The 22,465-nt window shown below is 59.8% G+C and carries 21 protein-coding genes; 13 read left to right on the top strand and 8 right to left on the bottom strand.

All coding sequences use genetic code 11. The annotated features are described in order from the left end of the window. Window positions 1–14: 14 nt before the first annotated feature. The 7 genes from QA648_RS13335 (at window position 15) to QA648_RS13305 (ending at window position 8,262) form a co-directional block, all read left to right on the top strand. Entirely contained in the window at window positions 15–1,121 is a 1,107-nt protein-coding gene (locus tag QA648_RS13335) for a TRAP transporter substrate-binding protein (RefSeq protein ID WP_283047413.1), read from the top strand. Between the two features lie 230 nt (window positions 1,122–1,351). Next, window positions 1,352–3,655 (top strand): EAL domain-containing protein, encoded by a 2,304-nt coding sequence (locus QA648_RS13330; protein ID WP_283047411.1) that lies wholly within the window; start codon window positions 1,352–1,354, stop codon window positions 3,653–3,655. A 351-nt stretch (window positions 3,656–4,006) separates the two neighbouring features. Further along, entirely contained in the window at window positions 4,007–4,762 is a 756-nt protein-coding gene (locus QA648_RS13325; protein ID WP_104824296.1) for a hypothetical protein, read from the top strand. Window positions 4,763–4,943: 181 nt separating this feature from the next. After that, entirely contained in the window at window positions 4,944–5,168 is a 225-nt protein-coding gene (locus QA648_RS13320; RefSeq protein ID WP_104824295.1) for an aa3-type cytochrome c oxidase subunit IV, read from the top strand. Between the two features lie 126 nt (window positions 5,169–5,294). Next, window positions 5,295–6,458 (top strand): Re/Si-specific NAD(P)(+) transhydrogenase subunit alpha, encoded by a 1,164-nt coding sequence (locus tag QA648_RS13315; RefSeq protein WP_283047409.1) that lies wholly within the window; start codon window positions 5,295–5,297, stop codon window positions 6,456–6,458. After that, window positions 6,459–6,857: an NAD(P) transhydrogenase subunit alpha gene (locus QA648_RS13310; protein ID WP_104824293.1), complete on the top strand. Its 399-nt coding sequence runs from the start codon at window positions 6,459–6,461 to the stop codon at window positions 6,855–6,857. Window positions 6,858–6,867: 10 nt separating this feature from the next. Beyond that, window positions 6,868–8,262 (top strand): NAD(P)(+) transhydrogenase (Re/Si-specific) subunit beta, encoded by a 1,395-nt coding sequence (locus tag QA648_RS13305; RefSeq protein ID WP_283051334.1) that lies wholly within the window; start codon window positions 6,868–6,870, stop codon window positions 8,260–8,262. 94 nt (window positions 8,263–8,356) lie between these two features. Here the strand turns inward: QA648_RS13305 and QA648_RS13300 are convergent, their stop codons facing one another. The 6 genes from QA648_RS13300 to rpsU form a co-directional block, all read right to left on the bottom strand. Further along, on the bottom strand, window positions 8,357–8,839 hold the full coding sequence (locus tag QA648_RS13300; protein ID WP_104824292.1) for a DUF992 domain-containing protein: 483 nt from the start codon (window positions 8,837–8,839) through the stop codon (window positions 8,357–8,359). A gap of 81 nt (window positions 8,840–8,920) precedes the next feature. Beyond that, window positions 8,921–10,585: a sensor histidine kinase gene (locus QA648_RS13295; RefSeq protein WP_283047407.1), complete on the bottom strand. Its 1,665-nt coding sequence runs from the start codon at window positions 10,583–10,585 to the stop codon at window positions 8,921–8,923. Between the two features lie 7 nt (window positions 10,586–10,592). Further along, complete coding sequence (locus QA648_RS13290) at window positions 10,593–10,823, bottom strand: hypothetical protein (protein ID WP_283047405.1); 231 nt, start codon at window positions 10,821–10,823, stop codon at window positions 10,593–10,595. 3 nt (window positions 10,824–10,826) lie between these two features. Continuing rightward, window positions 10,827–11,906, bottom strand: coding sequence for an FAD-binding oxidoreductase (locus QA648_RS13285; protein WP_283047404.1), 1,080 nt, complete (start codon window positions 11,904–11,906; stop codon window positions 10,827–10,829). 152 nt (window positions 11,907–12,058) lie between these two features. Further along, window positions 12,059–12,934: a tetratricopeptide repeat protein gene (locus QA648_RS13280; protein ID WP_104824290.1), complete on the bottom strand. Its 876-nt coding sequence runs from the start codon at window positions 12,932–12,934 to the stop codon at window positions 12,059–12,061. 137 nt (window positions 12,935–13,071) lie between these two features. Then, entirely contained in the window at window positions 13,072–13,284 is a 213-nt protein-coding gene (gene rpsU / locus QA648_RS13275; protein WP_003585885.1) for a 30S ribosomal protein S21, read from the bottom strand. Between the two features lie 295 nt (window positions 13,285–13,579). Between rpsU and QA648_RS13270 the strand changes: the two genes are divergently transcribed. The 6 genes from QA648_RS13270 to QA648_RS13245 all read left to right on the top strand — a co-directional run bounded on the left by QA648_RS13270 (window position 13,580) and on the right by QA648_RS13245 (window position 19,743). Then, window positions 13,580–13,858 carry a hypothetical protein gene (locus tag QA648_RS13270; RefSeq protein ID WP_283047402.1) on the top strand — a complete coding sequence of 93 codons (279 nt, stop codon included), beginning with the start codon at window positions 13,580–13,582 and terminating at the stop codon, window positions 13,856–13,858. A 255-nt stretch (window positions 13,859–14,113) separates the two neighbouring features. Beyond that, the gene (locus QA648_RS13265; protein WP_283047401.1) at window positions 14,114–15,367 is read left to right on the top strand and encodes a sarcosine oxidase subunit beta family protein; all 1,254 of its coding nucleotides are present in this window, start codon (window positions 14,114–14,116) and stop codon (window positions 15,365–15,367) included. Further along, window positions 15,367–15,786: a hypothetical protein gene (locus QA648_RS13260; RefSeq protein WP_283047400.1), complete on the top strand. Its 420-nt coding sequence runs from the start codon at window positions 15,367–15,369 to the stop codon at window positions 15,784–15,786. The genes QA648_RS13265 and QA648_RS13260 overlap by 1 nt, the downstream gene beginning before the upstream one ends. A 15-nt stretch (window positions 15,787–15,801) precedes the next feature. Then, a complete protein-coding gene (locus tag QA648_RS13255; protein ID WP_104824288.1) occupies window positions 15,802–16,194 on the top strand; it encodes a sarcosine oxidase subunit delta in 393 nt (130 codons plus the stop codon). Beyond that, entirely contained in the window at window positions 16,191–19,187 is a 2,997-nt protein-coding gene (locus tag QA648_RS13250) for a sarcosine oxidase subunit alpha (protein ID WP_283047399.1), read from the top strand. Before QA648_RS13255 ends, QA648_RS13250 begins: the two co-directional genes overlap by 4 nt. Beyond that, the gene (locus QA648_RS13245) at window positions 19,180–19,743 is read left to right on the top strand and encodes a sarcosine oxidase subunit gamma (RefSeq protein WP_104824286.1); all 564 of its coding nucleotides are present in this window, start codon (window positions 19,180–19,182) and stop codon (window positions 19,741–19,743) included. Before QA648_RS13250 ends, QA648_RS13245 begins: the two co-directional genes overlap by 8 nt. Window positions 19,744–19,852: 109 nt before the next feature. On the opposite strand, the gene QA648_RS13240 is transcribed toward QA648_RS13245, so the two are convergent. Then, window positions 19,853–20,341, bottom strand: a complete 489-nt coding sequence (locus tag QA648_RS13240) for a MaoC family dehydratase (RefSeq protein ID WP_283047397.1) — start codon at window positions 20,339–20,341, stop codon at window positions 19,853–19,855. A 68-nt stretch (window positions 20,342–20,409) separates the two neighbouring features. Continuing rightward, window positions 20,410–22,383 (bottom strand): glycogen debranching protein GlgX, encoded by a 1,974-nt coding sequence (glgX, locus tag QA648_RS13235; RefSeq protein WP_283047395.1) that lies wholly within the window; start codon window positions 22,381–22,383, stop codon window positions 20,410–20,412. Between the last annotated feature and the right edge of the window lie 82 nt (window positions 22,384–22,465).

The following is a 22,465-nucleotide window of genomic DNA, read 5'->3' as shown; positions in this document are numbered from 1 at the left end:
TACGGGAGGTTTCGATGGATCGCCGTTCGTTCATCAGGCGGGCCGGAGCGGTTGGCGCGGGCGCGGCCGCCTCGGCGCTCGCCAGTCCCGCTCTGGCTCAGGACTATCCGAAGATCAATTGGAAGATGACTTCCTCCTTTCCGAAGAGCCTGGATACGATCTATGGCGGTGCAGAAGACATCGCGACGCATGTTTCGGACGCGACAGGCGGCAATTTCGTCATCCAGACCTTTGAAGCCGGTGAGATCGTGCCAGGCGCGCAGGCGGTCGACGCGGTGAGCGCCGGCACCGTCGATGCGGCTCACACCTGTTCCTATTATTTCTGGAACAAGGACCCGACCTATGCCATCGGCACAGCTCTGCCTTTCGGCCTCAATGCCCGGCTTACAAATGCCTGGTTCTACCAGGGCAATGGCAACAAGCTGATGAACGAGTTTTATGCCACGCAGGGCATGTTCGGTCTGCCGGCCGGCAATACCGGCGCGCAGATGGGCGGCTGGTTCCGCAAGGAAATCAATACGCTGGACGATCTTAAGGGCTTGAAGATGCGCATTGCCGGCCTCGCCGGAAAGATCATCGAAAAGATCGGCATCGTGCCGCAACAGGATATTCCCATCAATGACGTTTACGCCGCGCTCGACAAAGGTACGATCGACGCCGTGGAATGGGTCGGCCCTTATGACGATCTGAAACTCGGTTTCGAGAAGATCGCCAAATATTATTACTATCCCGGATGGTGGGAGGGCGGTGCCGTCGTGCACGCCTTCTTCAATTTGGAAAAATGGAACGCGCTGCCGAAGACCTATCAGACGATCCTCGCGGACGCCTGCGCTTTCGCCAACACCAATATGCTGGCGAAATATGATCTGAAAAATCCGCAGGCGCTGAAGGAGATCGTGCACCAGGGCGTAACGCTGCGCCCGTTCAGCCAGGAAATTCTCGAGGCCTGTTTCCAAGCGGCTACCGTAATTTATGCCGATCTCTCGAAATCCAACAATTATTTCAAGCGGATCTACGACGATCAAGTTGCTTACAAGAAGGACTCCTATCTCTGGATGCAACTTTCCGAATACACCTTCGATACTTTCATGATGATCCAGCAGCGGGCAGGTAAACTCTGAGCGATCGCCCCTCTATTTTCATTAGTTTATGTTTTAGTAATTGATGATTTAAGAAGTATAGTCTGAGTAGAATCAGTTTTAACTGATTGCACGAATACGATGCAAAATATCACTCAAAATTAGTGTAAGTGACCGAGATGATTAGAAAATCCGTCCAGATACCCCCTATTTGGGCAATCAAATTTTAAAAAGTTTCAACTAGAGTGCCTGCCGCATCAGGGGAACTCTGAATGAAGCCTCAAAGCCCGGACACCGTGCCGACAGATGTTTATCTGTCGTTCGTAAGTTCGCTTTTCGGAAACCGCAAAACGCTGTTTACGGGTGTGTTCGTTCACGTCCTGACATATGTCATCGTGTTTCTGAGCACGGGCGCCGGCATCTATCTCGGTCTCTGTCTCGCTTTCGCCGCCGTTTTCGCTTTCCGCATGTATTCCTTCTGGCAGTTCGACGCTGCCGATAAACATGCCTTTTCGCGCGCCGATATTGCTCATTGGGAAACGCGCTACGTGCTTGGCGCCGCAGGGACAGCGGCCATCCTCGGCATCGGCAGCGGCTATGCGATCCTGATCGTCCAGGATCCGTTGGCGGAGTTCATCTGCATCGCCGTGACCATGGCCTCGATGGTGTCGATCGTCGGCCGCAACTATGGTTCGCAGAAAGCGATCGACCTCCAGACCATGGCCTGCTGCCTGCCGATTATCGTCGCCTGCCTGATGTCGGAACAGCTTTACAAGTCCATCGTCTCCATCATGCTCGTGCCCTTCGGGTTGACGACGCGCTCGATGGCCAATGGCGTGCGCGAATTTCTCTACAAGAACGTCATCGCGTCACGCGAAATATCGTTGATTGCCGACCGGTTCGATACGGCGCTCAACAATATGACGCACGGCCTGTTCATGCTGGATGCCGACAATCGGATCCTGGTGGTGAACCGCAAAGCCTGCGAGCTGTTGAACCTGGCGCATCAGGAGCAGCTCAGGGATTGCGAGTTCGATGTCGTGCTGCGCTACGGTGCCCGCCATGCCTTCATCGACGGTTCGCTGCCCGGCCTGATCCAGCGGCAGATGGCGCAGCTCGTCAGCGGCTCGCTATCGCGCACCCTCATTCAGTTCAATGAGGATCTGTTTCTGGAATTTTCGGCAAGCCGTCGTGCCGATGGCATTGTCATTCTGATTTTCGAGGATGTGACGCCACGCATTCGCGCCGAGCGCAAGATCCTGCATATGGTGCGCTTCGATCCGCTGACGGGTCTGCCGAACCGCGAATATTTCGTCCAGATGGTCAAGGAAAAGCTCGCCGCTCGCGCCCAGGAAGGCCAAATTGGCCTTCTGGTTCTCGATGTGGACGACTTCAAGCACGTCAACGATACTAAGGGGCATTTCATCGGCGATCGGCTGCTGGTCGCCATAGCAGCGCGATTGAAGGAGAGGGCGGGAGACATGGCGCTTTGTGCGCGCCTCGTCGGGGATCAATTCGTCTTGTTTTTTCCGAACGAGGATGGCGAGCCGGATTTGGATAGCCGCGTGCATGCGCTGCACGCCGCCATGTCGGGCATCTACGAGGTGGACCGCAATAGTTTCCGCGTTTCCTTCAGCGGCGGCTATGTGACCATGTCGAGCCGCGAGTTCCGTCCGGAGGAATGGCAGATCAAGGCTGATCTGGCGCTGTTCGAAACCAAGTCGCGGATGAAGGGCGGATGCTCCGCCTTCGAGCAGGAAATGGATGCCCGTTACGTCGAGCGGCAGAAACTGAAAGAGGATCTGCGCGAGGCAATCGAAGGCGGTAAGCTGCATGCCGTCTATCAGCCGATGTTTACGCCGGATGGCAGCCGCATCGATTGCTGCGAGGCGCTGTCGCGCTGGGTGCATCCGGAAAAGGGCTCGATCCCGCCCAACGTCTTCGTGCAGATCGCCGAGGAAATGGGCATCGTGACCGGCATCACCCGCTTCGTGCTCAATCAGGCCTGCCGGGACTGTGCCAACTGGCCGGAGCCGATCTCGGTCTCGGTCAATCTCTCGGCGCAGGATCTGCGCAGCAACGATATCGTCACCATGGTCATGGAAGCGCTCGATGCATCGGGGCTGGACCCATCGCGGCTGCATCTGGAAGTAACCGAAAGCTGCCTGATGGACGAAATCGCGATCACGCGATCCGTTCTCACCGATCTGCGCGCCAGAGGCATCACCATCGCCATCGATGATTTCGGCACCGGCTTCTCCAGCCTCAGCTATCTCGACACGCTGCCTGTGGATATCGTCAAAATCGACCGCTCCTTCGTGCGCGACATCACCACGGATAGCCGCCGTTTCAAGCTCCTGTGCGGCATCGCCGATCTTTCCCGGGCTCTCAGCCTGGAAATCGTCATTGAGGGCGTGGAGACGCCGGAACAACTATCGCTCATTGAACAATATGATTTGGCCGACATCGTCCAGGGCTATGTCTTTTCGGTTCCCGTGCCGCGGGATAGTGTCATTGAGATGGTGGACAATCTCGGCCGCCACCAGCCGGCCATCCGGCAGGATAATGTGGCTTAGACCTCGCCGGGGAGGTCGGTTACAAAGCGTCCTTTACGACTGCCTCGGACACCAAGCCGGACTCAAGCCGCTCAGTACAAGCCCCTTCATTTTCGATGGCAGACAGGCATTTCCGCCGCCGATACTTCCCTGCCTGCCGTTACGTTAGGCTCTTCCTAGCAAAGCGGGTAGAGCGGTCAGTTTATCCCCAATAATCTGTAGATGAGAATTTGTTAATATTCGAATCTATACCGGTATTTTTAATCAAAAATTAACCTTAACGAAAAGATAATTAATAAAAATTAAAACGATTATTGATCAATTTTTCTATTAATACCAATAATGGTCCGTTAACGTTTTGGAATAACGACCATGTCTTATATAAGTACTTTGAAAAATAGCTTCGCCGGCAAGCTAATGGAGGTGCTTGATCATATCGAATATCGCCGGATCGAGAGCAGCGAGGACATGGAGGATGTCGCTCGGTTGCGTTACAAGGCCTATAAAGCGCGTGCGGTTTTGCCGGTTGCGGCCCAGACCATGATCGACGATATCGATTTCGACGAGCAGGCCTATATTTTCGGCGTCTATTATTACGAAGAGCTGGTGAGTACGGTGCGGGTGCACCATGTCACGCCGGACCATCGTGTCTGCCAGTCAACAGGCATTTTTCCCGATGAAATCCATGCCTTTCTCGATGCCGGCATGACGCTGATCGATCCGGCGCGCTTCGCCATCGATCCCGATTTCGAACTTGAAATGCCGGCGCTGCCTTATTTGACGCTGAGACCGGCAATTGTCGGCGCTGTCTATTTCGATACCGACCGAGTCATGCAGCATATCCGCCCGGCGCATGCCGCCTTCTACAAACGTGTCTTTTATGCAGATACGATCGTGCCGCCGCGCATGACGGAGACCTATGGTTTCGAACTGACGCTGCTGGCTTCGCGGTCGAAGGAGATTCGCGGCAAGTTGATGCAGCGATACCCCTTTTTCGATTCGGAACCCTATGAGCGGCGGATGATGTTCTCGCGCGGCGCTGACGGCGGCACGCATCCGCTGACCATTCTGCCGACGGCGCGAATGGCTGCTGGCGGCCGCGCCGCTGGTCGGCAGCAGTTCAGCTAAGCCTTCTCAAGCCGCTGCGGCGTTCTCGTGCATTGCATTTTTCGTCGCTTTGTGTAACCCCTCGATTGAGGAAATTTGGCCGCGGTGTCTCTTCGGGATCTACCGCGGCTTTCGAGGCTGAACTCCAGCCGACACGCGATTGCAAAGCCGGTCGGGGAGTGCATAGAGGGGAGATTTTTGCATGGCCGAACATCAAGCCGGACCGGTCGAAACCGGTGCTCCTATGGACTACAAAGAGCACGACAAGACCTATCACGGGTTCCTTTTCGTCGCCAGGGCCGGATCGGCGATCATCGCCGCGTTGATGATAGCGATGGCGGCTGGCTTCTTCGGTCATGCCGGCTTCCTTGGCGGTCTGCTTATTTTCTTCGTTCTTTCAATCGTTGGCACCATGCTCGTGCGCTGATATTTCAAGCGCGCTGATCGATGCAGGGCCGTCCGGCCCGCGCCTTCCATGGAATCTCAGCCCTGGGTCTGCAGGCTATGCGCTGCTGTATCCAGTGGCGCTGTCGTTTGACGTGAGGTGGTGTCGTTGGGCAATCTGGTTTTTGTCGCCAAGGAGACCGTGGCGGATGAGACGCGTGTCGCAGCGTCCATCGAAACGGTGAAGAAAATGAAAAGCCTTGGCTTTGACATTGTGGTCGAAGCCGGCGCCGGTGCTCTGTCGCGCATCCCGGATGATGAATATGAAGCCATCGGCGCGCGTATCGGCTCCGCTCGGGATGCTGCGCGCGCCGATGTCATTCTCAAAGTGCGCCGGCCGACGAGCGAAGAGATTGCCGGTTACAAGAGCGGCGCGATCGTCATCGCCATCATGGATCCCTATGGCAATGAAGCAGCGCTCGCTGACATGGCGCGGGCCGGGCTCACAAGCTTCTCCATGGAGCTGATGCCGCGCATCACCCGTGCGCAGTCGATGGACGTGCTGTCATCGCAAGCCAATCTTGCCGGCTATCAGGCCGTGATCGAGGCAGCCGCGGTCTATGACCGGGCCTTGCCAATGATGATGACGGCGGCCGGCACCGTGCCGGCGGCGAAGGTCTTCGTCATGGGTGCCGGCGTCGCAGGCCTGCAGGCGATCGCGACAGCGAGGCGATTGGGCGCACAGGTATCGGCCACGGATGTTCGTCCTGCGGCCAAGGAGCAGGTCGCCTCGCTCGGCGCGAAGTTCGTTGCCGTCGAGGATGAAGAGTTCAAGGCGGCGGAAACCGCCGGCGGCTATGCCAAGGAGATGTCCAAGGACTATCAGGTCAAGCAGGCGGCGTTGGTTGTCGAACATATCTCCAAGCAGGATATCGTCATCACCACGGCGTTGATCCCCGGCCGTCCGGCGCCGCGGCTTGTCAGCCGCGAAATGCTGAAGGCCATGCGCCCCGGTGCGGTCGCCGTCGACCTCGCCGTCGAACGCGGCGGCAATATCGAGGGTGTCGAATTCGGGACCGTGGCGGATGTCGAGGGCGTCAAGGTGATCGGATATCCCAATCTGGCCGGTCGCATTCCGGCAAGTGCCTCCGCGCTCTATGCCAAGAACCTCGTCACCTTCCTGGAAACGATGGTCGACAAGAATAGCAAGAGCCTCGGGCTCAACCGGGCCGATGAGCTGATCAAGGCGACGATGCTGACCGATGGCGGCGAAGTCGTGCATCCGAATTTCGTCGACCCGGATCAGCCGACGGTCAACAAGGGAGATCTGTAGATGGCCAGCCAAGCAATGGATCAGGCGCTCCAGAAATTGAACGACGCCGTTGCCGCTGTGACGACCGCTGCCGCGCAGGCGCCGGAATCCGTCAGCGCCATCTCCGGCGGCGCGATCGATCCCTTCGTGTTCCAACTGGCGATCTTCGTATTGGCGATCTTCGTTGGTTATTACGTCGTGTGGTCGGTGACTCCCGCCCTGCATACGCCGCTGATGGCCGTCACGAACGCGATTTCCTCGGTGATCGTCGTCGGTGCGCTTCTGGCGGTCGGCATTTCCGCCAGCGGGCTTGCCACCGGTTTCGGCTTCGTGGCGCTGGTGCTCGTCTCGGTCAATATCGTCGGCGGCTTCCTTGTCACCCAGCGCATGCTGGCGATGTACAAGAAGAAAGACAAGTGAGGGCGGCATGCTGAGCAATATCGCGGCCTTCCTCTATCTCGTCTCCGGCGTGCTGTTCATCCTGGCGCTGCGCGGCCTGTCGCATCCGGCCACCAGCCGCCGCGGCAATCTCTACGGCATGGTCGGGATGGGCATCGCCATCGCGACGACGCTGGTTCTCGCGACGCCCTCCTTCGGCGGCTTCGTGCTGATCTTTCTCGGCCTTGCCATCGGCGGCGGGGCAGGGGCCTATATCGCCCGCGTCATTCCGATGACGTCGATGCCGCAACTCGTTGCCGGTTTCCATTCGCTGGTCGGTCTGGCGGCCGTGCTCGTCGCTGCCGCGGCACTCTATACGCCGTCATCCTTCGGCATAGGCGAAATCGGACATATTCATACGGAAGCGCGCATCGAAATGGCGATCGGCGTCGCTATCGGTGCGCTGACCTTCACCGGCTCGATCATCGCCTTCCTGAAGCTCGACGGCCGCATGTCCGGCAAGCCGATCCTGTTGCCCAACCGGCATATCATCAACGCCGTGCTGCTGGCGCTTATCCTGTTTTTCATCTTCGGCCTGGCGGTCAGCGAAAGCCACTTCAATTTCTGGGCGATCGTCGCCCTGGCTCTGGCGCTCGGCGTGTTGCTGATCGTGCCGATCGGCGGCGCCGACATGCCCGTCGTCGTATCGATGCTGAACTCCTATTCCGGCTGGGCGGCGGCCGGCATCGGTTTCACGCTCGGCAATCTGGCGCTGATCATCACCGGTGCTCTGGTCGGCTCCTCGGGTGCCATCCTCAGCTATATCATGTGCAAGGGCATGAACCGTTCCTTCATCTCCGTCATCCTCGGAGGATTCGGCGGCGAAACGGCGTCCAGCGGCGCCGACAATAGTGACAAGACGGTGAAGCTCGGCTCGGCTGAGGATGCCGCCTACCTGATGGCCAACGCCTCGAAGGTCATCATCGTGCCGGGCTATGGCATGGCGGTTGCGCAGGCCCAACATGCGCTGCGCGAAATGGCCGACAAGCTGAAGGCGAACGGCGTCGACGTGAAATACGCCATTCATCCCGTCGCCGGCCGCATGCCGGGACACATGAATGTGCTGCTTGCCGAGGCCAATGTTCCTTATGACGAGGTCTTTGAGCTGGAAGACATCAATTCGGAATTTGCCCAGGCCGATGTCGCCTATGTCATCGGCGCCAACGACGTCACCAATCCGGCTGCACGTGACGACAAGACGTCGCCGATCTACGGCATGCCGATCCTTGACGTCGACAAGGCCAAGACCTGCCTCTTCGTCAAACGTTCTCTTGGTTCCGGCTATGCCGGTATCGACAACACGCTGTTCTATAAGGACGGCACGATGATGCTGCTCGGGGACGCCAAAAAGGTCACCGAGGAGATCGTCAAGGCGATGAACGAGTGAGCTTCCATCTTCCCGGTGGGGAGATTTCAGGATCTGAGAGACTTGAAGGCCCGGCATAGGGGCGATTTGCGAGAATCGCCCCAACTTGTCTTTCTCAAATCGAAGCGGGTGCCAGCGTCATTTTCTCGACGCCAATGGCGACGTTGACGCCTTCCTGGGCCTGGACGTTGAGAGGTTGCAGCATGAAAGCCCGGTTGGTGCCGCCAGCGATGACCTTGGCGCCGCCTCCGGCTGCAACGCTGGCATCGGCGCCGACGCCGTAATATTCGCCGGCCAGCGCGATATCGCTGAATGGTGTGCCGGTTTTAGCAAGCACAACCCAGACCATGACGCTGCGGCCGGTAATGCCGAGATCGACGCCATATTTCTGGATCATGCCGGCGTAACGTGCAGGCGCCCCGCCGCCGCTCGGCTCAAAAATGCACATCAGGTTCTTCTGCGACATGATGATCATGCCCGTCGACCCCTTCGACGTGCAGGTGAGCCTGCCGAGAGTAGCGTAGTCGGCGGACGTTGCGGGCGCAGCCCATACAGCAAAGGACAGTGCTGCGGATGCCAGGAGAATGTGTTTCAGCATGGTCTTTCTCCTCTGGATTGACCAATGATGAAATTGGAACGGCTCCTGCGGTGGAATGTTCCGGGCGGAGTCGGGGGCCAGCTAGTTTCGTTCGCGCTCACGCTCCATGGTGCTGCGCACAGCATTCAGCACCCAAACGAGGCCTGTCGGACGGAAGTCGATCTCGACTGTGCCGCTGAAGGCGGCGGCGGCATGCGCCTTGGTGACGGTTGTGCCAAAGCCCGTAATGGTCGGCGCTTTGACGATCGGGCCGCCGCTTTCCGTCCAGATGAGCCTGATCATCTGCCCGATCTCGCCGTCGGCGCTTGTCCATTCGATGGTGATCTTCCCTTCGGGAGCGGACAGAGCGCCGTATTTCACCGAATTCGTCGCCAGCTCGTGCAGAATCAAGCCGAGATTCTGCACCGCCTCCGGCTTGAGCAGGAAATCCCTGCCCTTGATATCGAGTTGTTGCGGTCCTTGCAGGAAGGTGGCCAGATGAATGTCGATCACCCGCCGCAGCGACACGCCGGACCATTGTTCGCTGGTCAGGACTTCGATCGAGCGCGCCAGGCCTTCCAGCCGGTCGGCGACCGCGCGCTGAAAGGTGTCGACGCTGTCGGTCTGCCGGGCGAGCTGACGGGTCATTGCCTGGGCAAGCGCGAGCAGGTTCTTGGTGCGATGAACGAGCTCATGCATGACGAAATGCAGCCTGTCCTCCGTTTCGCTGCGATCGAAGGATGCGTTGGAAAGCGCCATGGCCATCTGATTGGCCTCGATGACACTGGTCTCGATCGGTGAAACGATCTCGCCCCGGCCCATGCGGTCCGCCATATCAGCGATGCTCTGGATGGTAGTGCGCACCTGTCGGGCCAGCGCATAAACCGCAATCACCGCGATCAGCAACAGGGTGACGCCACCATAGATCAGGAAGCGCCAGGTGCTCATCAGCGAAGCCTGCGCGGATGCGATAGGCCCCCAGACCACGGCTTTCCACGACCAGCCCGGAATTTGCGCATAGCCGAGCAGCGAGTGTGGCAGGACCTTCTCATCCTGATAGACGCCGCTCGAGGCAATCAGTTTCGGCAGGATATCCTTGTTGAACGCGTCGCCAGGGGAATGATTGGCAGGGCCGCTGGCGGCAACGATATGGCCGGAACTGTCGATGACCGCAGCCGACCAGCCGGGCGCAAGGGCATCGGTCGTCACGAGCTTAGCGAGTTCATCGGCATCCTGCGTCATGGCAAGGGCCGCACCGGCCGGCGAATGATCGAGCGGCAGGGTGACATTATAGACCCAGCGGTGGATGACTGATCCGACAAAGACGTCCGAAGCCTCGATGCGGCCCGAATTGAGTGCCGATTGCAAGGCGGCCAGATTGCCAGTCTTGCCGAGCGGCTTGCTCAGCGGCCAGCGCGTGTTCAGCCGCATCTGACCGTCCTTGTCCAGAAGCAGGACGAAAAGCGAATCGGTGCGCAGCACCGTCTCTGTCCGGTCGAAGAAGGTGGCGATGTCGTTGCGCTCCAGTTCCGGCGAGGAGGAAAGCAGTCGCAGGGTCGTCGCCATGTCCTGCAGTTGCCGGTCGATGGTGCGCGCCAATGCCTGGGCGTCTTGAACCGTATCGCGCTTCAGCACATCGCGTTCGTTGTTTTCGAGCTGAACCAGCAGCAATGCCACGAAAGCCAGAATCGGCAAAGCGATCGCCAATGCTATGGCAATCAGATAGGCCCCAATCGAAGCCTTTGGGAAACGCGGCGGCTTTCTCATGACGCGATCAACCGATCGGACCACCATTAAAATAAAAAGCGTCTACCAAAGCGGGAATATCGGTCTTGATCACCATGTCGAGCGCCCCCATGCTTTTACCCGAGCAGCATGCTCTCGAAAGGGCCATGTTAGGGCCCGGTAAATTGCGTTGCAACATATGAAAAGTCATCGCAGTTAAATCGTAAGTGATACCAGACACTTTGGACGCGAGTGGCATAGGCTTAAAGTTGAGCTGCATGAGTTATTCGCTTGTCAGCGCGAATCGCGACAGGTGAAATGGCGCAAGCTGAGGATCGGGATCGTCACTGAGGATCTCCGCTGCCGCAACCGATCCGACGAGCGGCGCCAGCGTCACACCGGAATGCAACACGGCAAGATAGAGGCCCGGAGCTGCATCGACACCGCCGATGATCGGGAAACCGTCTTTCGGGGTCGGACGATAGCCGACCGTATAAAAATCGAGTTCGAGCTCATCGCCGCCGCGCAGCACGGTTTTGACCTTGGCGAAGAGTTCGTCAGCCGCCTGCTGCGGTTTCTCGCCCGGATCGGTACCGCCGAAATCGGTGCCGGCAATGATCCTGCCTTCCATCGTCTGGCGCATGTGCAGCTCCGGCGCCATGACGAGGCCGTTCAGCAGCCGGGGAGCAGGGCGGGAATGAACGATGAGGCCCGGCGGCGTTTCGATCGGCACATCGATGCCGACGGACGCAGCAAGTGCTGCGGTGCCGGCACCGGCGGCGAGAACCACATGATCGGCAAGCAGCACTCCGTCTGCCGTTTCAACGCCCGTGATCCTGCCGTTCTCCCGCAGAAGCCGTCTGGCTTCCATGCCATAGGACAGCGTTGCGCCATGACGGGCGGCATCTTCCAACAGCAAATTGGCGGCGGCAACCGGCTCGACAGCGCCTTCTTCGGCGGCATGCAGCGCAAAAGTGGGCGGATCGGCGAGGTGAGGTTCGAGGGCGGCGCTTGTTTCGCGATCGACCTGCCGCAGGCTGTAGCCCCAGCCGCCCTGCCGCGCGGCATAGGCCTCCAATTCGGCTTCTGGCAGATCCCAGCAGAGCCCGCCGCACCAGGAAAGCGGCAGGCCGGGTAGGTCAGCCGCCAGCCGCGACCATTCCGCCATCGAGCGGCGACGGAAATGGAAATAGAATTCGGGGTTGCCCCAGCTCGCGTTGATCCAGGCGAAAGAGCTGGGCGTCGCCTCGCCTCCGGGCTTTGCCGCGATCACGGTGACGGATGCACCCTTGCGCGCCAAATGCCAGGCGATGGAGGCGCCGATAATGCCGGCGCCGATGACGATGATTTCTTGAGAAGGCATGCCGCGTCTCTTATTCGAATGTGGGGTCGGGGGGAGACTATGCATTCAACAGCGCAAAGAAAAGCCGCCGGGCGGATGATCGCACGGCGGCCCACTGTTGTTCTCAGGCATTTGTGGCAAGAAAAGCGCCATGCGCTTTCCCTGCAACTATTTTAGGCGCCTGCCCCGACGCGTGCCAGGCCGTCCTTGGCCGGCTGGTAGGACGGGTCGAGGTTGACGGCGTGCTGATAGGAACGGCGGGCTTTGGCCTTATCGCCACGGCGCTCATAAACGAAAGCCTGGTTGGCCCAGGATTCGGCGACCTTGTTGTTGAGGTCGATCGCGTGGTTGAAATCGGCAAACGCGTTGTCGTCGTCGTTCTGCGCGAGATAGGAGATGCCGCGGCTGTTATAGGGCTCGGGCGAATTCGGCGACAGCGAGATCGCCTTGGAGAAGTCGTCGATCGCCTTATCCTGCTGATTACGCTTCTGGTAGATCACACCACGGCCGTTATAGGCGCGGCCATCCGTCGTGCCGAGGCTGATCGCCTTGGAATAATCGTTGAAAGCGTCGTTGTCGCGGCCGGACTGACGATAGAGGTTGCCGCGGCCGATATAGGCGACGTCATAATTGGAGTTGATCTGCAGCGCGGCGTTATAGTCGGCGACCGCTTCCGGCAGCTTGCCCATGTTGCGATAGATGAGCGCGCGGTTGGCGTAGGCCTGATAGAACTTCGGATTGAGCTGGATCGCCTGGTTGAAGTCTGCAAGGGCGCGGCTGAATTCGCCGCCGCGGCCATAGGCCGTGCCGCGGACGTTATAGCCTTCCGGATCCTGCGGATTGGCATTGATGACCGAGGTCAGCGAGGCAATGTTTTCCGAAGAACCCTGCGCCTTGTCGATGCGGATCACCGTATCGGTGGAGGCGGTCTGGCAGCCGGAAAGGCCGATTGCAGTGAGAAGAGCCAAAGCGGGTACGGCAGCAGCGCGCTTCGAAACAAAAAAAGACAGTTTCGAAGTGCGGAACTGTTTGGACGTCGTGATTGCCATTATCGGGTTCGCTTTCCCCATGCGTTATATCAGGCTGTTTTGATAAATTCCGTTTGCCCGGAGAATAAATCAAAAAGGCGGCGGCGAACGACTCGCCCCCGCCAGACATGCATCTGAAAACGTCGAAAAAACGACGATTAGCGTGCGACCAGACCTTCGCGCTGTGCGCGCTTGCGTGCCAGCTTGCGAACGCGACGAACAGCTTCAGCCTTCTCGCGAGCACGCTTCTGCGACGGCTTTTCGTAGTAGTCGCGCATCTTCATTTCGCGGAAAATGCCTTCGCGCTGCATCTTCTTCTTGAGAGCGCGGAGAGCCTGATCGACATTGTTATCGCGGACAAGTACCTGCACGAGAATCACGTTCCTTTGGTTTGGTTGATGCCAGCGGCGACTGCAGCGCCAGGAGGCAAAACAATAACGTTCGCGCGGCCGCAGCCTTGCGATTGGTAAGGCGAGATAACAGATCGGTTTGTCAAAGTCTAGCCAGATCGTGAGTTTGCAGAGGAAAAAGCGCTTTGTCGAGCCTGAAGTGAGCCCGCGAGGTCGCCTCCGGCGTGCTTATGTGAGATTTGAGGGCCTGGTCATTTCCACCCGCTGCCGAACCGCCTGGTTTCGGTGGTTATCCGGCGTTAAGGGGAATCGCTTTATGAAATCGTTCGATCTCGCTGTCGCCGTCAGGTCATTTGGTGCGTCTATCCTGGCCGCCACCCTTCTTGTCGCAACGCTGGTGCCTGCCGCAGCCGGCGAGGTGCGACTCGGCAAAAATGTCCACATAGGCGGCCATGACTTTTCCAACCAGACCTTCGACAGCAAACATCGGGCAAGAATCTATCTTTACGACCGCAAACCACAGAGGGAAGGATGCGCGTGGCGCAGCGACGGCCATGGTGGTCGAGTGAAGATCTGTCATCTTCAGCGCAAGTAGGAAGGGTGAACTATGTGCGATCAGACCATGTCGCACAGTGTTCATTGTCCGAGCGGCTTAGTGTATGCCTCAATGGCAGTCAGTCAGATATGTCGATCCTGGCCGTTCACAAGGTCGGGCCTTGCTGTAGCATTCTTTTTAACCGTGTCGAAAGCCGGTCGTGATTGCGTCGCAAAAGAGCCGTTGTGTCGGTTTTTGATCTGCGATTTGTATGGCCCATCGAAAGGGCTTGATCCCTGAAGGAGTTGAGGGCGAATGCGTAAATACTCTGTCTTTGCCGTGGCACGGGAAGCAATGCGGGCTCACAAGGGTTGGGAGGCCCAGTGGAGTTCGCCGGAGCCGCGCAAGGAGTATGACGTCATCATCATCGGTGCCGGCGGCCATGGCCTGGGCGCCGCCTATTATCTTGCCAAGGAACACGGCATCACCAATGTCGCCGTGATTGAGAAGGGCTGGCTCGGCGGCGGCAACACCGGCCGCAATACGACCATCATCCGCTCGAACTATCTCTATGAAGAGAGCATGCATATCTATGAGCATTCGATGAAGCTCTGGGAGGGGCTTTCTCAGGATCTCAATTACAATGTCATGTACTCGCCGCGCGGCGTGATGATGCTGTCGCACAATATTCACGATCAGCAGTCCTTCAAGCGGCATATCCATGCCAATAGGCTCTATGGCATCGACAATGAATGGCTGACGCCGGAGCAGGCCAAGGCTTACTGTCCGCCGCTCGATATTTCGAAGACGGCGCGCTACCCGATCAATGGCGCTGCACTCCAGCGCCGCGGCGGTACGGCCCGTCACGATGCCGTGGCCTGGGGCTTTGCCCGCGCGGCTTCGGACCGCGGCGTGCATATCATCCAGAATTGCGAAGTGACCGGTATCCAGCGTGGGCCGGACGGCCGCGTGACCGGCGTCGACACTACCAAGGGCTTTATCGGCGCCAAGAAGATCGGCGTTTCGGCGGCAGGTCACACGACCGTCGTCATGCAGATGGCCGGCGTGCGCGTGCCGCTGCAGTCGAGCCCGTTGCAGGCGCTGGTTTCCGAGCCGTTGAAGCCGATCTTCCCCTGCGTCGTCATGTCGAACACGGTGCATGCCTATATTTCGCAATCCGACAAGGGCGAACTCGTCATCGGCGCGGGTACGGACCAGTACAATTCCTATAGCCAGACCGGCGGCCTGCAGATCATCACCCATACGCTGGATGCGATCTGTGAACTCTTCCCGATGTTCCGCCGCGTGAAGATGATGCGCTCCTGGGGCGGCATCGTCGACAACACGCCGGATCGTTCGGCGATCCAGTCGAAGACACCGGTGCCGGGCCTCTATGTCAATTGCGGCTGGGGCACGGGCGGCTTCAAGGCGACGCCGGGTTCGGCCAATCTGTTTGCGCATCTCATCGCCCGCGACGAGCCGCATCGGTTCAATGCCGGCCTGACGCTGGATCGCTTCCGCACTGGCCGCTTGATCGACGAGGCGGCTGCCGCCGCCGTGGCGCATTGATGCTGACGGCGGTCGGGATCGTTCTTGCGGCAAGGTTTTCGCTGTCGGCAGGAACGATCGTGACCGAAGTCAGTGATCTCTTTCCGGGGGTCGAGGATGTTCGCATGCAGGTGATCCATAAGGCGAAGGCCGAGGCCGAATGGCCCTTCGTGGCCGAAAGCGGCGTGCTTGCCTGCGTCAAGGTGTTGAAAAAGCCGGCGGTCTATTTTGTGCCGGAGCAGACGCCTGAGGCGACAAGGGCTTTTGCCATCGACACGGATCTGCTGGGAATGAGCTTGGTCAATCTGGGAATGACCAATGTGCTGAAACCCTACGGATCGCTGGAGGCGCTCGTGAAGCGCATAACACCTTTCGTCACAATGGGACGCCAGCTCTGCGCACAGCCTCCCGGCACAAGCCTTACGGGCTCCGAGCTTTAACATAGGTAGAAAACGATGCTGCTGATTTACTGCCCCTATTGCGAGGAAGAGCGTTCGGAACTGGAATTCCGCAACGCGGGCGACGCGCATATCGTGAGGCCGGAAAATATCGCCGGAATTTCCGATGAGGAATTCGAGGAATATTTCTTCCTGCGTGACAATCCGAAGGGCCTGATCTTCGAGCGCTGGCGGCATATGCATGGCTGCGGCCGCTTCTTCAACGCTGCGCGCGATACGGTGAGCGACCGCTTCTACCGGACCTACAAGGCCGGCGAGCCGAAGCCGGATATTTCGACGCTGCTGCCCGCGGCCCCCGAGCCGGTCCATGAGCCGGTGGCGCAAGACAACAACGTGCAAGAACAACGTGCACAAGAACAAGCACACCAAGAAGAGGGATTTGCGAAATGAGCGGCGCCAATCGTATTGCAGGCAAGGGCCGCCTGACGCCGGCCAGAACCGCCCGCTTCACCTTTGATGGCAAGAGTTACACGGCACTCGAGGGCGACACCGTCGCCTCGGCGCTGCTTGCCAACGGTATTCATCTCGTCGGCCGCTCGTTCAAATATCATCGCCCGCGCGGCATCCTGTCGGCCGGCGCGGAAGAGCCCAACGCGTTGCTCGACATCTCCCGCGATTCGGCCCGCCGCCAGCCCAATGTGCGCGCCAGCGTGCAGGAGGTCTTCGATGGCATGAAGGCGGAGTCGCAGAATCGTTGGCCGTCTCTCGCCTTCGATGTCGGCGGCGTCAACAATCTCATGTCGCCCTTCTTCGCCGCCGGCTTCTACTACAAGACCTTCATGTGGCCGAAGGCGGCCTGGAAGAATATTTACGAACCCTTCATTCGCCGCGCCGCCGGTCTCGGCGTCGCGCCGACTGAGGAGGATCCGGATCACTATGCCAGCCGTTATGCCCATTGCGACGTGCTGGTGGTCGGCGCCGGCATTGCCGGTCTTTCCGCCGCACTGGCGGCCGCAGAAACCGGCGCCAAGGTCATTCTCTGCGACGAACAGGCGGAAGCGGGCGGCTCGCTGCGTTTCGATGCCAGCGTCAAGATCGACGGTGTTGAGGGCTATGTCTGGGCACAGGATGTCGTCGCCAAGCTCAAGTCGATGGACAATGTGGAAGTGCTGACCCGCACGACGGCTTTCGGCTATTACAACCACAATTTCATCGGCCTTGCCGAACGCGTCACCGATCATCTCGCAAAGCCGGGCCGTCATCTGCCGCGCGAGCGTCTGTGGCAGGTCCGCGCCAAGCGCGTCATCATGGCGACGGGCGCGATCGAGCGGCATATGGTGTTCCCGAACAACGACCGCCCGGGCATCATGCTGGCATCCGCGGCCCGCACTTATCTCAACCATTACGGTGTTGCCGTCGGCGCCAAGGTTGGCGTTTATACGGCGCATGACTCGGCTTACGAGGCTGCCTTCGACCTGAAGCGCGCCGGCGTCTCCGTCGCGGCGATCATCGACAGCCGCGCACGGCCCGGCGAGGCCGTGCTTGCCGAGGCGAAGCGGCTCGGCATCGAGGTGCTGAGCGACTATGCCGTCATTGATACTGTCGGCAAGCTGCGCATTTCTTCCATGACCGTGGCGCGCAACGGCAGCCGCGGTGCCCGCAAGATTGCTATCGATGCGTTGCTGGTTTCGGCCGGCTGGACGCCTTCCGTGCATCTGTTCTCGCAGTCGCGCGGCAAGCTGAAATTCGATGCCGAGAAGCAGCGCTTCCTGCCGGGCACCTATGTGCAGGATTGTCTCTCCGTCGGTGCCTGCAATGGCACGGATGGGCTGCAGGCGGCGATTGAGGAATCGCTTGCCGCCGGTGAATTGATGGCGCGAGCTGCGGGCGCAGGTGGCGCGGGCGGCAAGATCCTGCTGCAGGCCGAACAGGCCTTCGAATGGACGGGCGGCATGATCGGCGCAGCCGAAGGTGCCGGACCTAATACCAATGCGAAGGCTTTCGTCGACTTCCAGCACGATGTCTGCGCGAAGGATATCCGCCTCGCCGTGCGCGAAGGCATGCATTCGATCGAGCATATCAAGCGGTTCACCACCAACGGCATGGCCTCCGACCAGGGCAAGCTCTCCAACATGCATGGCCTGGCGATTGCCGCGGAAATGCTTGGCAAGGATATTCCGAAGGTCGGTCTCACTACCTTCCGCGCGCCTTATACGCCGGTGACCTATGGCACGCTGATCAGCCATTCGCGCGGGTCGCTCTTCGATCCCGCGCGCAAGACACCGATGCATGCCTGGGAAGAGGCGCATGGCGCCATCTTCGAAGATGTCGGCAACTGGAAGCGCGCCTGGTTCTATCCGCGGCCCGGCGAGACGATGCATCAGGCTGTCAACCGCGAATGCCAGACGGCACGCGAAGTGGCTGGTGTGTTCGACGCCTCGACGCTCGGCAAGATCGAAGTGGTCGGGCCGGATGCGGCGCAGTTCCTGAACCTGCTCTACACCAACGCCTGGGACACGCTGAAGCCCGGTCGCTGCCGTTACGGCATCATGACCCGCGAGGACGGCTTTGTTTATGACGACGGCGTCGTCGGACGCTTGGCCGAGGATCGGTTCCATGTGACGACCACGACCGGCGGTGCGCCGCGCGTGCTGCACCACATGGAAGATTATCTGCAAACCGAATTCCCGCATCTGAAGGTTTGGCTGACGTCGACTACGGAACAGTGGGCCGTCATCGCCGTGCAAGGGCCGAAGGCGCGCGAGATCATCGAGCCGCTCGTCGAGGGGCAGGATCTGTCCAATGAAGCCTTCCCGCATATGAGCGTGGCCGAGTGCAAGGTCTGCGGTGTACCGGCGCGGCTGTTCCGCGTCTCCTTCACCGGTGAGGCGGGCTACGAAATCAACGTGCCGGCGGACTACGGGCAGTCGGTTTTGGAAGCCGTCTGGGCGCGGGCCGAGCCGTTGGGCGCTTGCGCGTACGGCACCGAGACCATGCACGTTCTTCGCGCCGAGAAGGGCTATATCATCGTCGGCCAGGATACCGACGGTACGGTGACGCCCGATGACGCCGGACTTTCCTGGGCCGTGTCCAAGAAGAAGACCGATTTCGTCGGTATTCGTGGCCTGAAGCGGCCGGACCTTGTCAAGGAAGGGCGCAAGCAGCTCGTCGGTCTCGTCACCCGCGACCCGAAGGTGGTGCTGGAAGAAGGCGCGCAGATCGTCGCCGATCCGAATGAGCCGAAGCCGATGACCATGCTCGGCCATGTCACCTCTTCCTATTGGTCCGAAAATCTCGGCCGCTCGATTGCCTTCGCACTGGTTGCCGGCGGCCGCGAGCGCATGGGCAAGACGCTCTATGTGCCGATGCCGGACAAGACGATTGCCGTCGAGGTGACGGATCTGGTGTTCTTTGACAAGGAAGGAGGCCGGATCAATGGCTGATCTCGCTGTTCGCAAATTGCCGCTCGCCGGCCGCCACGGTGGCTCGGCCACTGTTCGCCTGACACCCGCAGCACCTGCAAGCCGCATTGCGCTGCGGGCACCGGCCGACTCTCTTGGCGGTCTTTCGCAGGCGCTCGGCCTGCAACTGCCTACCCGGCCGAAGACATCTGCCAGTGCAAATGGGCGTCATGCTCTGTGGATCGGCCCGGACGAATGGCTCGTTATCGACGAGAATGGCGCCGAGCTGGTCGGCATTGCCGCTTCCGCCGGCGTTGTGCATTCGGCCGCCGATGTCTCCCATCGAAACACGGCGATCATCGCTTCCGGCCCCGGCGCGGAAGCGACTCTCGCCGGCGGTTGCCCGCAGGACCTGTCGCTGCAGGCTTTTCCTGTCGGGGCCTGCTCGCGCACGCTGTTGGGTAAGGTGGAAGTCGTGCTGCTGCGCCTCGATGACGAGACATTCCGCGTCGAAGTCTGGCGCTCCTTTTCCGAGTATGCTTTCGGACTGTTGGCCGAGGCGGCTGAGGATGCGCAAAATACGTTTTCTCCTCGCTGACACGGCGCCTAATAGGGGAGGGGCGGGAAGCAGTTCTTTGCTGTAACGCCCCTTCATCCCGCGCGATGCGCGACCTTCTCGCCGCTGAGGCGAAGGTGGAAAAGCGGCCCTAAGCCCCTTCCGGCCGATCCTTTGGATCGAACTGCGATATAGTCGTCCATGTTGCGGTCAGCGCCGGCTTACGCTCGTTTTCGATTTCCACGGTCACATCATAAGTGAGCATCAGCATACTTGCACCGCGCAGCCGAGTTTCGGCGAGCTTGAAGTGGCCGCGCACGCGCGCCCCGCATTTGACCGGCGACATGAAGCGGATCTGCTCGAAGCCGTAGTTGATGCCCATCGTCTGCTCGCGGATCTTCGGCAGGCCGCTGTAGTTCATCGCCGAAAGCAGCGACAGCGTCAGGAAGCCGTGTGCGATGGTGCCGCCATAGGGCGTTTCCGCTTTGGCGCGCTCGGGATCGACATGGATGAACTGATGGTCGAGCGTCGCGTCGGCGAAAGTGTCGATCATCGTCTGGTCGACCGTGATCCAGTCGGAAATGCCGATCTCGGTTCCTACCAGCTTCGTGATCTCAACAAGCGAAATATCGCCGGGCATTCCATCCTCGTCAGGTTTTGCTGCTTCCTGCGATCTTTCTGGCGATTAAAACCGGAAAGTCAACGGGCTCAGTTTTCGAGGAGGAAGCTGACCGAGCGCGCCGGCACGATGGTCTCGCCTTGAACCGGCGCTGCTCCCTCCGGCTTCAGCAGCGACCAGCCGGCCCCGCTCGAGGCCGGCAGCTTGACGTGTTGTTCCTCGTTCGCGCGGTTCAGCAACACGGCGAGACGGGTCTTCTTGCCACTATCACGATCCTCAGTCCCGATCGCCATGCCGAGCACGCGGGCAGCCGGCGTCTCCCAATCAGGCACCGTCATGGCCGTGCCGTTGGCGGAGAACCAGAGGACATCGCCTTTGCCGTTGAAAAATTCCATCTCGCTGAAGGCTGTAAATCGACGGCGGAGACTGGCGAGCCAGGCGGTATGGCCAATCAACTCCTCGTCTGGCGTCGTCCAGTCCATCCAGGTGATATCGTTGTCCTGGCAATAGGCATTGTTGTTGCCCCGCTGGGTGCGCCCACATTCGTCGCCGGCGGTCAGCATGATCGTGCCGCGTGTGGCGAAAAGCGTAGAGAGCAGGGCTTCGATGTCGGTGCGGCGTTTGCGAAGGATCACTGGATTATCTGTCTTGCCCTCGACGCCATTGTTCCAGGAGAAATTTTCGTTATGGCCATCGCGATTGTTCTCGCCGTTCGCCTCATTGTGCTTGTGCGCATAGGAGACGATGTCCATGAGCGTGAAGCCATCATGGGCGGCGAGGAAGTTGACGCTACGGGTCTGGGTGCGGCCGTCGCGGCCGAAGAAGGAAGACGAGCCGGCGAGGATGGTGGCGATGTCGCCGATCTTGTTGTCATCGCCGCGCCAGAAGCAGCGCAGATCGTCACGGGCGCGATCGTTCCATTCGAGAAAGGGAGCCGGAAAATTGCCGAGCTGGTAGCCGCCGGGACCGATGTCCCAGGGTTCGGCAATCATGATCCGGTCCTGAAGCACGTCATCGGCGAAGAGGGACCGCAGCGTCAGGCTTTCGGGATCGAAGCCCTTGGCGGTACGGCCGAGGACGGTGGCAAGGTCGAAACGGAAGCCGTCGATGCCAGCGTGGAGCACGAAATGGCGCAGACTGTCGATGATGAGCTGGCGGGTCGCCGGCTGATCGCAGGCGACCGTATTGCCGGTGCCGGTGTCGTTGATCAGCACACCGGGCTGGTTCGGATCATGGTGGAAATAGGTGGGATTGTCGAGGCCACGCAATGACAGCGTCGAGCCTTGGCGGTCGCTCTCGCCGGTGTGATTGAAAACGAGATCGAGGATGACGGCGATGCCCTCGGCGTGCAGTGCCGCCACCGTCTCGCGCAATTCCTCGACGCCACCGGGTACGATACGGGGGTCGAGCGCCATGAAGGCGACGGGATTATAGCCCCAGCCATTGCTGAGGCCGAGCGGCGGCAGATGCCGTTCATCGATCCATGCGGTGATTGGCATCAGCTCGACGGCATCGACATGCAGTCGCTTGAGATGGGCGATAACCGCGGGATGGGCGAGGGCGGCCAGCGTGCCGCGCTTCTCCGCCGGCACGTCCGGATGCAGCATGGTGAAAGGCTTGACGGCGATTTCGTAGATCAGGCCGCCCGGCTCGAACAACGGCTTGGCCGGCTTCAGCCTTATATCGTGCGAGACGATCGCCCTCGGTATCAGATCCTGCGTATCCTCGCCGAACGTGCCGAGGCGAGGATCGTAGCGGAAGGGCCGGTCGATTTCCTTGGCATAGGGATCGACAAGCAGCTTCGACGGATCGAACCACAGACCCTGGTTCGGGTCGTATGTACCATGGGCGCGGAAACCGTAGCGCGTGCCTTCCTTGATGCCATCGACTGCCAGACGATGCTCCTCGCCTTCGCGCTTCATCGGCAGACGCGCAATCTCTTCTCCGCCCTCGGCATCGAACAGGCAAAGCTCGATCTTCTCGGCATGTTTGGACGCGACGGCAAATTCGACACCCGAGTTGGTGAGGGTCGCGCCAAGGCTGCGGATTGTCGGCTCGGACATGTCTTCGCGGGCTTTCCGGATGGCTAGAGGTGGTCCTCTCTCCGCCTGCGGGAGAAGGCTAGGGTGAGGGGGCGGAGCGCCC

The sequence above is a fragment of the Rhizobium sp. CB3171 genome (assembly GCF_029714265.1).
Taxonomy (GTDB): domain Bacteria; phylum Pseudomonadota; class Alphaproteobacteria; order Rhizobiales; family Rhizobiaceae; genus Rhizobium.
This window is presented reverse-complemented; position numbering and strand designations above follow the sequence as displayed.